Origin of the sequence: Rhodococcus sp. NPDC056960 (assembly GCF_042674125.1) — a bacterium.
GTDB lineage: Bacteria > Actinomycetota > Actinomycetes > Mycobacteriales > Mycobacteriaceae > Rhodococcus_F.
This window is the reverse complement of the sequence record NZ_JBHURF010000030.1, coordinates 17983-30086: the sequence shown is the minus strand read 5'-3', so window position 1 is coordinate 30086 and position 12104 is coordinate 17983. Positions and strand designations below refer to the sequence as shown.

Annotated in this window: 11 protein-coding genes; 10 read left to right on the top strand and 1 reads right to left on the bottom strand. The window is 62.5% G+C overall.

Features of this window, described 5'->3' with window-relative positions:
• Positions 1-5: 5 nt before the first annotated feature.
• Positions 6-578 (bottom strand): VOC family protein, encoded by a 573-nt coding sequence (locus tag ACFTWF_RS36005; RefSeq protein ID WP_378465852.1) that lies wholly within the window; start codon positions 576-578, stop codon positions 6-8.
• Positions 579-879: 301 nt separating this feature from the next.
• On the opposite strand from ACFTWF_RS36005, the gene ACFTWF_RS36000 reads away from it, so the two are divergent.
• The 10 genes from ACFTWF_RS36000 to ACFTWF_RS35955 all read left to right on the top strand — a co-directional run bounded on the left by ACFTWF_RS36000 (position 880) and on the right by ACFTWF_RS35955 (position 11817).
• Positions 880-2157, top strand: a complete 1278-nt coding sequence (locus ACFTWF_RS36000) for a PucR family transcriptional regulator (protein ID WP_378465851.1) — start codon at positions 880-882, stop codon at positions 2155-2157.
• 202 nt (positions 2158-2359) lie between these two features.
• Complete coding sequence (locus tag ACFTWF_RS35995) at positions 2360-2857, top strand: flavin reductase family protein (RefSeq protein WP_378465850.1); 498 nt, start codon at positions 2360-2362, stop codon at positions 2855-2857.
• Positions 2858-2934: 77 nt separating this feature from the next.
• Positions 2935-3576, top strand: a complete 642-nt coding sequence (locus ACFTWF_RS35990) for a 3,4-dihydroxy-2-butanone-4-phosphate synthase (protein WP_378465849.1) — start codon at positions 2935-2937, stop codon at positions 3574-3576.
• Between the two features lie 136 nt (positions 3577-3712).
• Positions 3713-4876 carry an acyl-CoA dehydrogenase family protein gene (locus ACFTWF_RS35985; protein ID WP_378465848.1) on the top strand — a complete coding sequence of 388 codons (1164 nt, stop codon included), beginning with the start codon at positions 3713-3715 and terminating at the stop codon, positions 4874-4876.
• A gap of 143 nt (positions 4877-5019) precedes the next feature.
• Positions 5020-5631 carry a malonic semialdehyde reductase gene (locus tag ACFTWF_RS35980; RefSeq protein WP_378465929.1) on the top strand — a complete coding sequence of 204 codons (612 nt, stop codon included), beginning with the start codon at positions 5020-5022 and terminating at the stop codon, positions 5629-5631.
• Between the two features lie 103 nt (positions 5632-5734).
• Positions 5735-6115 (top strand): nuclear transport factor 2 family protein, encoded by a 381-nt coding sequence (locus ACFTWF_RS35975; RefSeq protein ID WP_378465847.1) that lies wholly within the window; start codon positions 5735-5737, stop codon positions 6113-6115.
• A 466-nt stretch (positions 6116-6581) separates the two neighbouring features.
• Positions 6582-7463 (top strand): LuxR C-terminal-related transcriptional regulator, encoded by an 882-nt coding sequence (locus tag ACFTWF_RS35970; protein WP_378465846.1) that lies wholly within the window; start codon positions 6582-6584, stop codon positions 7461-7463.
• Between the two features lie 453 nt (positions 7464-7916).
• On the top strand, positions 7917-8264 hold the full coding sequence (locus tag ACFTWF_RS35965) for a hypothetical protein (protein WP_378465845.1): 348 nt from the start codon (positions 7917-7919) through the stop codon (positions 8262-8264).
• Between the two features lie 541 nt (positions 8265-8805).
• Positions 8806-10473: a flavin-containing monooxygenase gene (locus ACFTWF_RS35960; RefSeq protein WP_378465844.1), complete on the top strand. Its 1668-nt coding sequence runs from the start codon at positions 8806-8808 to the stop codon at positions 10471-10473.
• Between the two features lie 504 nt (positions 10474-10977).
• Complete coding sequence (locus ACFTWF_RS35955) at positions 10978-11817, top strand: mycofactocin-coupled SDR family oxidoreductase (RefSeq protein ID WP_378465843.1); 840 nt, start codon at positions 10978-10980, stop codon at positions 11815-11817.
• Positions 11818-12104: the final 287 nt, after the last annotated feature.

Sequence of the window (12104 nt, the reverse complement as noted above, 5' to 3'; positions counted from 1 at the left end):
GCAGCTCAGCTGGTCAGCGCCGCCATCGGGTCGGGCAGGTCGGGGCTGGTCTGCAGGGCCCACGAGTGGGTGGTGATCTCCGAGACCGGGGTGCCCTGGGCGAGCGCTTCGCGCATCCGCTCGGGGACGAACGAGACACCGACCGGGTTGTTGCCGTACTCCGGGCCGTTCATGTAGGCCGTTGCCTCGTCCGGCGTCGCGAAGTTGTCGATCTGCAGTTCGACGAAGTTGCCGTCCGGGTCCTGGTAGTAGAGCGACGTCGTCACCCCGTGCTGGATCGGGACCTTCGGCTCGATGCCCTTGTCCTTGAGCGCGTCGTACCGGTCGAGCAGATCGTCGAGGGTGTCGAAGGTGTAGGCGGTGTGGTGCATGCCCGCCGCTGCGGGATTGCGCGGTTCGAGCTGTACCGGGGCGCCGAGCAGCGCCACCCGGTGGTGTTCCTCGTCGAAGGTGATGAAGCACAATCCGTGCCCTTCGTAGACCACGTGCGCGTCCAACACGGTGCAGTACCAGTCGCGCATCTCCTCGAACCGGCTGGTCTGCAGTACGACGTGCGCGAATTTGGGGGTGGCGGTCATCGTTGACTCCTTCGATTCCGATCACGGTCGGCGACCGTGAGGGATGTGTGGGACCTAGGTTGAAATGTCCGTTACGGCTTACGGTGCGATCCACACCCGGGCTATATTTGATAACAGCTCGCCGCGAACGTACGCCGAAGGCCTTTGCTGTGGTCCCCGTCACGTTGCGGTCCCACCATTTCACGAAATTCCGTCGCGGATGGCTACTGGCTACGGAACAGGAATTTCGGGAGAAATTGGTTCACAGCCCAATCGGGTGGTGTGTCGGTTGTACTGTTGAGTCGGATCGGAAGGACGTCGAGTGCCGCACTGGACTGGTGAACTGTCGGGAACCCGTGCCCGGAATTCGGAGCTCGAGTGGCTCAGCCCGGACGCCGAGCGGATTCGCGCCGTTCTCGGCGACGGTGCGGTGACCTGGGCCGTGGAAGTCGGTCAGGACATCGCCGCGACAATCTCCCGGAAGGTCCCGGCACTGGGTGAGGGAGTGTCACCTCCGGACGCGTTGCGGCGGGCGACCACGGCGACCGCGTTGCGGGCCTTGACGCTGGTCGCTGGCATCGACGAGTCGGAGACCTCGCTGGCCAGTGCCGAGGTGGAGGAGATCGCCGTCGATTTCGCTCGCCGAGGCATGGAGCTCAACGATCTGCTGCGGGCCATCCGGGTCGGGTACGCCGTGCTGGCAGCGGCCCTGCTCGATGCGGCGACCCGCCTGATCCCGCCGAGCGAGAGCAGCGCCGAACTGCGCCACATCTCCATGCTGCTGTTCGAGGTCCTCGACGACTTCACCGGCGTGGCCGCCTCCGCATTTATCGAGGAGCAGAGCGCGTGGGCGGCGGGGGTGTCGGCGGCGCGACTCGATCTCGTCACCAAGATCATCGCCGCGGGCCCCATCGAATCCGCTCACGCCGCTCAGGTCCTCGGCTACCCTCTCGACGGCGACCACGTGGCCCTCATCGCCTGGAGCGGCCCGCACTCGAGTCATGATCTCCGGGCGGTCGTCGATCCGGTGCTGCGGCACTGGGGAACACCGACGGCAACCTTGGTAATCCCCGTCGGACTCCAGGCGATCTGGGCGTGGGGGGCGGTCACCCCGGATCCGACGCGCGCCCTGTCGGCCTCCCTCCCGACCTTCGGTGACACCTTCGTCGTCGCCGGCCAGCTCGGATCCGGGATGGAGGGGTTCCGCAAGAGTCACCTCGAGGCCCGTGCGGTCGAGCGGTTGGTTCGCCTGCGGGTAGGCCATCCGCCGACCACCACCGGTCACGAGCACATCGCCCTGGAAGTGCTCCTGCTCGCGGACCCGGAAGCTGCGGTGCAGTTCGCCTCCCGTCTGCTGGGCCCGCTCGCGGACGACGACTCTCGCATGGCGGGTCTGCGTTCGACCCTGAGTCTCTATCTCGACATGGACCACAGTCTGGCCAAAGTAGCTTCTGCGGAGCATATTTCGAAGAACACGGTGACCTATCGAGTGCAGAAGGCCCTGAGTTTGTGCACGCCGGCGGGGGGATCGACCACGGACCTGCGTGCCGCGCTCCGCATTTATGAGTGGCTTAAAGACGCCCCCATCGCTCAGTGGTAGCGACCGTAGGCCGATAGCCCAAACCCCCGGCTGGTTCAGAAACCAAAAGTCGGCGAGAACCCTGGGTTCTGCGGTAGTGCGAACCAGGCCACTCATGCGGTCTACTTGTGGTGTAGGACACACCAGCTTCCGGTGATCACGAACACCGTTCCTCCGCCGGGAATCGCGGTGAGAACCGCAGTCGACAGAAGGAAGTCTTTCGATGCACACCCCCTCGAGCCCTGTCCAGGAAGCGTTCAAGGATGTGATGGCGCACGTGGCGACCCCGGTCGCCGTGGTGACCTCCATGGACGGCGGGCTGCCCTTCGGCACCACCGTCAGCGCGTTCACCTCCCTGTCGATGACACCCCCGATGGTCCTGGTCTCCCTGGACAAGGGCTCCGAGACGCTCGAACTGATCACGGCATCGAAGAAGTTCGGGTTGAACGTCTTGGCCAGCGACCAACACGGCACCGCGTTGAAGTTCGCGAAGAAGGGCGGAGTCGGTAAGTTCCACGGCGTGCGGTGGGACCTCGACCACGGCCTTCCCCGAATCGCGGGCGCCGCCGGGTGGATTGCCTGTGACGTCGAGCAGTTCGTCGAGGGCGGCGACCACGTGGTCGTCCTCGGCCACGTCGTTGCGGCTGAGAACAACTACAGCGATCCTCTCACCTATCACCGTCGCGTGTTCGGCACGCACTCGGCGCTCGAATCCGTATAACCCGCCACTCGATCAGTCCGCCGCGGACAGCTCAATCCGGCGCCGCAGCAGGATCTTTCGCAGAAGGAAGGCACGCCATGACGACCTCGTTCGCGGCCTGCGCCCCACACCAACGGGCCTGGTCGACGATCGCCGCAGGTAGCCGCGCCCTCGCCACCGGTGAGCTGATCATTCTCAGCCACCACCGCCGCGTGGTGTTGGTCGGGTGCGCCGGTGACGCGACCACCGAGCAGATGGCCTTCCTGATCCGCCACACCACCGGATTTCTGCAGGTCGCGCTGCACGAACGGATCTGTGACCGCCTCGTCCTGCCGGAGGCGACGCCCACGCGTCGGGTCAGTTCCACGCTCGGCCATGGTCAATGTGTCACCGTCGACGCCGCTGCCGGTATTACCACCGGGATTTCCGGAGCCGACCGGGCCCGCACGGCCCGCATCCTCGCCGACCCGACCACGGTCGCCGACGACCTCACCAGGCCCGGGCACCTGGTTCCGGTTCGCGTGACACCCACAGAGTTTCGGACGCGCCTGACCACCGCCGCCCTCGCCCTCGCGCTCACCGACGCGGCGGCAACCCAGTACTCCGGTGCCGTGTTCGCCGACCTCGACGGCATCGCCGACCCGACCAGCGTCGGGGATCGACACGACGCTGAAACCCTCGCCGACCGATACGGACTCACCCTCGTCGACGGCCCGGACCTGCAGAACAACGTCCACTGAACACCCACCGCGAGGCCGCACGCGACCCGCACACAACCAGCCCGTACCGCCACAGCCGCGGTCCCCGCATGCCCTGACCGCCGCGCCGATCCCCACATCACAACGACAGCCAGCCTCACCGACACCGGAGAAGACAATGGACATCACCCGCACCGAACTCATGGACCGCGTCCACGCCCTGGTACCGGCCTTCGCCGAACGCGCCCAGAAGACCGAAGAAAATCGTGCTCCCCTCGACGAGACGATCACCGACCTCATCGACTCGGGAATCCTGGCCACGCTGACCCCCAAGGAATACGGCGGACTCGAACTCGGACTCGACGTCGCCGCCGAGATCGTCAGCACCATCAGCGCGGCCTGCCCGTCGACCGGATGGGTCACCTCCTTCTACATCGGAGCGGCCTGGCGGGTGAACATCTTCACCGAACAGGCCCAACGGGAAGTGTTCGCCGACAAGCCCTACACCCTCACCGCCGGCACCGCCGCCCCGCTGGGACAGGTGCAGAAGGTCGACGGCGGCTACCGCATCACCGGGCAGACGGCGTGGAACTCCGGCTCGGTACACGCGGACTGGTTCACCTTCGCCGGCGTCGTGTTCGAGGAGGGCAGTGCCCCCACCCCGTTGTGGTTTCTCGTGCCCCGTGAGGATGTCAAGATCCTCGACACCTGGTACATCGCCGGCATGGCCGGCACCGGCAGCAACGACGTCAGCGTCGACGACGTCTTCGTCCCGGACTACCGCACCGGGCCGTTCGCTCTCGCCCTCGCCGGGACCGCACCCGGGCAGCTGATCCACCCCAACCCCATGTACCACCTGCCGTTCCTGCCGTTCGCGATGGCCGAGGTCACCCCGGTCGTCGTCGGTGCCCTGCGCGGCGCCGCGGACGCGTTCGTCCAGCGCACCCGGGACCGGCAGGGAACCATCAGCCAGGAGAAGGCCTCCGGCAAGCAGGCCGCCCAGATGCGCCTCGGTCGGGCGCTGGCCGCCGCCGACGCCGCCGAAACCCTCCTCAACGCCTTCTTCGAGCGCCTCACCGCGCAGCGGCCCGAGCAGTCCGACCCCCGCGATCGTGCCGAAATGAAGCTCAAGGCCGCCTATCTGGCAGACCTGGCCCGCAACGCCCTCAACGACATGGCGCGCGGAATCGGCGGCGACGGGTACCGGACCTCGGCACCGATCCAGCGGTTCTTCCGTGACCTGTCCGTGCTGTCGGTGCACGCCTTCCTCGACATCGACACGGCCTCGGAAACCATCGGCCGGTTCACCCTCGACCTGCCCGTGTCCGATCCACTCCTCTGACCGGATACTGCTACCCCTCATCCCGAGCGTCGGCCGCAGCGCGACCCGCGGCAGCCGAGGCTCGGGATGGGCAATCGAGTAATCGTGCAGGTACCCGATCCCCGTTCCCATACCACCGCCTGCACAGGATCAGGAGAAACGCGCTGGTGACCAGCAACTCGACGATCGACTATCTCGACGACGCATCCAGAGACCTGCTGTTCGTGGGGGCGCGAACCGTCAACAACTTCGCATCGACACCAGTCAGCGATGACCAACTCGCACAGATCTGGGAAATGGCCCGCTGGGCGCCGACGGCCGCGAACTCCCAACCGCTGCGCGTACAGTTCATACGCACCGACGACGGCCGACGCAGACTGCTCGAACACCTGGACGAGGGTAACCGCGCGAAGACGACCTCAGCACCCGTCACCGCCATTCTCGCGGTAGACAGCGAGTTTCACGAGCATCTTCCCCGACTGCTTCCCATCCGGCCGCAGATGCGTGAGGTCTTCGCCGCCAACGGCGCGCTGCGGGAGCGAACGGGCAACTTCAACGCGTCCCTGCAAGCGGGGTACTTCATCCTCGCCGTCCGTGCCGCCGGGCTGGCAGCCGGGCCGATGGCCGGTTTCGACTCCACGGGAGTGGACACCGAATTTTTCTCCGGAACGACCTGGAGATCCATCCTGGTCGTCAACATCGGGCACCCCGGTGAGAATCCGTGGTTCGATCGTCTCCCCAGACTCGACCCCACAGAGACCATGCGCTGGGCCTGAGAGCTGTAGAGGCTCACCGGATCGTGCCCATCTCGAATTCAGATCGACACCCCACCACCGCCGGGGCCATCTCCGTCACATCAGCAGAGAAAGAGAGTCCGCGATGACCACAGCTACGACCGAGGTCGAGACCACCCGCAAACTTCTCGAAGCCGCCGACACCGACATCGCGGCGTTCTTCGACTTCTTTTCCGACGACTGCGTCTTCCGGATGGGCAACAACGCCCCCGTCATCGGCAAGAGCGCGATCCAATCCTGGGTAGCGCAGTACCTGACCTCGGTGGCATCGATGCGCCACGAGATCATCGAGGAATGGTCGGAAGGAAACGTGGCGGCCCTGCGGGTCGAGGTCACCTACACCCTGCAGAACGGTGAATCCTTCACACTCCCGGCCGTCACGCGCACCCGCGTCGAGAACAACAAGGTGACCGAGTACCTGATCTTCATGGACCCTAGCCCCGTTGTCTCGGGCACCTCACAGTAGGGCGTCCACTGCCGGCCCCACCCCGGGGGCCCGGGCATTGCTCGTGAGTCGCATCGCGACTCGAATTCTGCGACAACCCGACGCGCTCAGCGCACTCGACCAGGCGTGCGACGACCGGTACCAACTCGGCCGTCGTCTACTTTCGGAAGGGACTACCCGATGCCGACGCTGGTCCTCCACATTGTGGTCGCACTGTTCGGCCTCCTCCACGGAGATCGGTGGGGCACTGCGGCGCGACGAATAATTCGACACATCGCATCCGCCCGCATTGCGCTGCGCTACGCGCAGGCGTGCGCCGACTCGGCAGAGGGCGTCGAGGCGGCTTCCGCCTCGGGAGGACTACTCGAGGATTGACAACCTCAAGTGACGTGGCGATCCACAAGCACCCGTCCCGAAGCGGGTGAATGTGGTGGGACCATTACGGTTTTCGTTGTGCGAGTCATGGGGGCGCCCGCCCGGAGAGGTCATGGTGACGGTTTCAGATGTAGAAGGTTCAGCGCGGTTGCTGCGGCCGCGCGATGACGATGCCTTGCGCGCCGAGCTACGCGTCATCGCAGCGGGGTTCGCGACACCCGCTGTGATATTCGGCGGCCCCGTCGCAGCGGGAACCCTGAAGATCTCCGAGACGATCGGCACCAGAACTGCCGGACTGCGCGGCCTGCTGGTGTCGCCGATGTTGGGCCTCGGCGGGTGTGCGATGACCCAGCGTCGGCCCCAGTGGGTCGAGGACTACGCGACGGCGCAGACCATCACCCACGACTACGACCGGCCAGTCATCAACGAAGGACTACGATCCATCATCGCGGTACCGGTGGTGGTCGACGGCGGACCGCGCGCCATACTGTACGGCGCACTTCGTCAGTCCACTCCCGTCGGGGATCGACTTGTCGACCTGTTGGGACGGGCCGCGGATCGACTTGCCGCCGAGATCACCATTCGAGATGAAGTCGACCGACGGGTCGAGTTGATCGACACACTTGTCGATGGTGGGCACGCACTCACAACAACGGCGATAATCGAGGGTATCCGTGAAATCCACACCGAGTTGCGGGCACTGATGCGCACCGTCCCGGACTCGGCACTCGCGACAAGCCTGCACGCTCTCGCCGACAAACTCGTCGGCCTGTCCCGCGGCGACCTCCCCGACACCGACGTCACCCTGTCCGGGCGTGAGATCGACGTCCTCACCTATGTGGGGCTCGGCTGCACCAACGCCGTGGTGGCGCAACGGCTGTCGATCAAACCGGAAACGGTGAAGCACTATCTGCGTGGAGCAATGGGGAAACTGGATGCCCGCTCCCGGGTCGAGGCGGTATCGCGTGCTCGTCGACTCGGGCTCCTCCCGTAATCGGCGCATGGCTCCCGCGACGCCCCCATCCGGGGGTCATGACACCTGCTGTGACGCACCTAACATCCGATTCGCGGGCGATCCATCGTGACGCTTCACCGTCATTGTCGACGAAGAAGGAGAATGCTCCGGGGTCGGCCGGGCGGCCATTCGGTTCGGCACCGGGGAGAATGATCGGCGGCGGCCGCCTTGGTGGCCGGTTCTGGGCGGCGTCGTCACCCATCCCTCACCCGAATGTCTCTGGCAGTCAGTCGAGTACATGGGTGACCTAGATGAGGTTCTGAACGGGTTACGGCGGGCTCGCGGCATGATCTGCCGGGGCCTGAGTCGTGGCACAGCCATACCTGGCGTTGCGGTGTGGTGTGGTGTGGTTGGTTCGGAACTGGCGTTCAGGCTTGCCGTGTCCGGGATGAGAGGGTGACCGTGTCCGGTATGAGGGGTGATGAGGTTCGCGTGGCCCGGGACTTCGCGGGGTGGTTGTCGTCTCGGGGATGGACGGTCCGTACCGAGGTGGATGTCGTCGACATCGTTGCCGAGAAGGGTGGACACCTGCTCTACGTCGAGGTTGAGGGTGCGACGACCGCGCCGGGGTTGGATGTCGATTCCGCGATCGGGCAGCTGGTGAGGCGGATGCCGAGCGAGCCGGATCAGTCGGTGTCGTTCGCGTTGGTCGTTCGTGACGAGCCGCGTTCGGTGCAGGCTGCAGTGCGGGCACCTCAGCGGATTCTGGATCTGTTGGGGATGGCACTGTTTGCGGTCGATGACGATGGTGGCGTGCGGCAGCTCTTCGGCCGCGCATGAGCCTTCCCGGCGCGGGGGGGACAGCCGGCAGGTCGGCCGGCAGGATCACCACGCCCCACGACGGGTGGGGGAGTGCGGTGCTGGGGCGACAGCTGCGTCGCGTTCATCGCCGCCCCCCGACAGGACCGTGGGGTGGGGTCGGGCCGCCGGATCAACAGCCGCATCAGATTCGCGTTGATCGCCCGAGGTGCCCCCGGCGGTGGCACCCGCTGGCCAGCCCTGCCTCGGTCACGTCGAAGTCATGCAGCGTTTGACGCTCGTGGCGAGTGAGACCACACGATTGGAGACGTTGACGCTGCTGACGTCACGCTGCCCCGCCGAGTCGCGCGGTCAGATGACTGAGGGCGACCTCATTCTCTGGGGCATCTGTGACTAAAGTCACTGATCTGGACAGACACAGGCCATAGCGTGTTCTCCTAAGCGAATCCTGACGAGTGCTCGCGGTCTCCGAGTCGAACCCCGCGGCGCAAGACGTAGTGCTCGCGACATCTGCGTCGGTTCTGCCAATCGGCAATAAGGTCATGAAGAAGGGATACATTGAATGACGACGACACCCCAACAGGCTCCTTCGCCACAACGAGCATCAAAGGTCCTCGATGCCCTGGTGATCGGCTGCGGCATCACCGGCATCTATCAGCTACACAAGCTGAACCAGGCCGGCATCGACGTCCGAGCGATCGACGCCGCTGAAGGTATTGGTGGTACCTGGTGGTGGAACCGCTACCCCGGCGCTCGGTTCGACTCTCCTTCTTATCTGTATGGCTTCTTCGCTTCGGAGAAGCTGTATCGGGACTGGCGCTGGAGCGAGCATTACGCAGGGCAGCCTGAAATCGAAAGGTATCTCAACAAGGCAGTGCACGAGTTTGGACTTAACGACCTCATCACGTTGAACACAAGAGTCGAGTCAATGTACTTCGATTCTGAGCGAGCTGTGTGGACTGTTCGGACAAACACCGGCGAGCATCTGGAAACACGCTTCGTGGTGTCAGCCCTCGGCGTTTTGTCCCGCCCATTGGTACCTGAAATCCCCGGAACAGAGACATTCGCCGGACATGCCTATCACACAGCGAGGTGGCCCAAGGAACCGATCGACCTCTCAGGCAAGCGTGTGGCTGTGGTAGGGGTCGGCGCTTCTGGCGTTCAAATTGCCACGGAAATCGCGGAGGAAGTCGGTGAACTCGTGGTATTCCAGAGGTCACCGCAATGGGTTACGCCATTGCATAACGCCGAAATCAGCGATGATGAATTTGCTGACATCCAGAATTCTTACAACGAGTATCATGAACAGACCTTGAATAGATCGTTTATGGGATTCGTAGAGACATACCTAGCGCAGCCTGGCGATTTCGCTAACCACACACCGCAACAGCGACGCGAACTATTCGAGGTTGTGTACAACGTTCCCGGATTCCTTAAAGTGTTGGCCAACTATCCTGAGGTGTTTGCGGCCGGCGAAGAGAACGAAGCTTTCTGTGCCTTCTTGGCGGAAAAGATTAGAGAACGCGTCAGGGATCAGGCCGTTGCTGAAAAGCTAATTCCGGACGAGCCCTTTCTTTCGAAGAGGCCGCCGTTCGACAGTGGCTTCGGCTATTACGAGATCTTCAACCTCCCGCACGTCAAACTCGTGTGTACACCCGAGACGCCAATTGTTCGGATCACAGAGTCAGGCATTGAGACTACGGAAGACATTTTCGATGTTGATGTCATAGTCTTCGCAACCGGGTTCCGTGCTATTACAGGAGAGTATGAGGCGATCGATATTGAGGCATACGGACAAAGACTCAACGACAAATGGGCAGGTGGCCCGCAAACGAACATGGGAATCCAGACACCCGGGTTCCCAAACCTGTTTTTCGTCAACGGGCCGCAAATCTCAGGTGGGAACGTGCCTCGGTGTGCCGAACCTGGTTCCGACTTCATTACAGATCTTATCGTTGAATCCTTCAAGCGCGAGGCATCGATCGTGGAAACTACCACGAAAGACACTGAGGTATGGGGAGCTATCGTTGCTGCGGGTGCGGATGGAACTGCGCTCGGAGAAGCCGACAACTGGCAGCGCGGAGCAAATGTCCCGGGTAAAGATCCGGTGCCATTCATGCTGTATATGGGCGGCCTGAGTAACTACGTCGACTACCTGAACAAGTCACGCAAGGGCGGCTTTGAGGGATTCCTCTTCGACAGCGCAACGACGTCGCCTACCTCGGTGTAGCAATCTTCATTAAGGTGTGACTTTTCAGTTCATGATCCCAGAATCTAGGAGACTTCGAAGAATGGTTTGTGGTCCGTGCTCTTCAAGTCACGTCCGACCAACCCAATGTTTCACTCCTAGGAGCATCGTATGTTACTCGTTTGAGAGAAGAATTGATAGCGTGTTTCTGGCCTTCGAGCAGACCTCCAGTTAGCACTGTCCTGAGGCGCGAATAAGCTCGAGGTAGAGGATTCCGCTAGATACACGAGCGTTTGATCGAGAATAAAGTCGACCCTGGTCGAGGGCGGAACGAGTTGTACGAACGGTCACTGCGACGCTCGCATCGCTCAGAAGAACGCAAAGTCCACAACGAATCACCGCGGAGTTGGAGGCCGTCGCTCGCCCTCAGCGGCGGCCTTCGCAGGAGACACAACTCGACTCGCTCATGGCGAGTCCTGCTCGGGGCAACTCAGTTAGTCCAGTGTGTTCTGGCAACACAGACACATAATCGAAGAAGGAATTGTCATGGGACGCGTTGAAGGTAAGGTCGCACTAATCACCGGAGCTGCGCGGGGGCAAGGCCGAAGCCACGCTATTCGACTTGCGGAAGAGGGCGCGGACATAATCGCCCTAGACATATGTGATCATGTCGCGAGTGCTGATCACACGTTAGGTACCGAGCAAGAACTGCAAGAGACAGCCGCACTCGTTGAGAAGCTGGACCGAAGGATAGTGTCGATCGCGACCGATGTTCGTGATCTCTATGCCCTCGAGAGCGCGATTGCGGAAGGTGTCGCAGAGCTGGGGCGTCTCGATATTGTTTGCGCCAACGCAGGCATTGTCTCAATTGCGCCTATACTCGATATGACTGCACAGACGTGGCAGGACGTTATCGATATCAACTTGACTGGCGTATTTTATACGGTGAAGGCCGCGGCTCCCCATCTCATTGTTGGTGGTCGCGGGGGCTCGATCATTCTGACAAGTTCTGCGGGGGCAGCTACCGGTGCGCAGAATCTGGGACACTACGTCGCTGCGAAACAGGGGGTTCTGGGTTTGATGAAGACTCTCGCACTCGAACTTGGCCCACATTCGATCAGAGTGAATTCCTTGCTTCCGGGCACTGTCGATACCCCCATGATCCAGAACGATACATTCTTGAAGCTTTTTATGCCGCACCTTGATCACCCCACCCGAGGTGACGCCGAGCTGCCGGATTCCAACTATCGCGCAGCAAACATTCTACCTGTCCCGTGGGTGGATCCAGCTGACATTAGCAACGCTGTACTCTACCTTGCCTCCGACGAATCGCGTTATGTTACAGGCGTATCTCTGCCAGTTGATGCTGGTTTCATTCTTAAGTAACACGCCGCACACTTTAAGAAGTCTACGTCATGCGGCTAGAGGGCCATGGACGGCAATGCACTCTCGGTGCAACACGAACAACTCGCATTTCCAATAATCTCGCCGTTCGAATGGAGAGGTGAGCTAGAAGTCAACGGTAATGGCTTTGCTTGTCCGACTGGACGCGTGAAGTAGCCAACACTGAGGCAGGTTGCCCTGCGGATCGCGGCGCTGGTCTGATTCATCGGTTTTGTCGGTGATTACCCTCGTATCGGCAACGTTTGCGTATCGGTGAGATCAGGGCTGCG

Coding starts and splice junctions, on each gene's coding strand:
- ACFTWF_RS36005 (WP_378465852.1), bottom strand. CDS start 578: ATGACCGCCACCCCCAAATTCGCGCACGTCGTACTGCAGACCAGCCGG.
- ACFTWF_RS35995 (WP_378465850.1), top strand. CDS start 2,360: ATGCACACCCCCTCGAGCCCTGTCCAGGAAGCGTTCAAGGATGTGATG.
- ACFTWF_RS35990 (WP_378465849.1), top strand. CDS start 2,935: ATGACGACCTCGTTCGCGGCCTGCGCCCCACACCAACGGGCCTGGTCG.
- ACFTWF_RS35985 (WP_378465848.1), top strand. CDS start 3,713: ATGGACATCACCCGCACCGAACTCATGGACCGCGTCCACGCCCTGGTA.
- ACFTWF_RS35975 (WP_378465847.1), top strand. CDS start 5,735: ATGACCACAGCTACGACCGAGGTCGAGACCACCCGCAAACTTCTCGAA.
- ACFTWF_RS35970 (WP_378465846.1), top strand. CDS start 6,582: ATGGTGACGGTTTCAGATGTAGAAGGTTCAGCGCGGTTGCTGCGGCCG.
- ACFTWF_RS35960 (WP_378465844.1), top strand. CDS start 8,806: ATGACGACGACACCCCAACAGGCTCCTTCGCCACAACGAGCATCAAAG.
- ACFTWF_RS35955 (WP_378465843.1), top strand. CDS start 10,978: ATGGGACGCGTTGAAGGTAAGGTCGCACTAATCACCGGAGCTGCGCGG.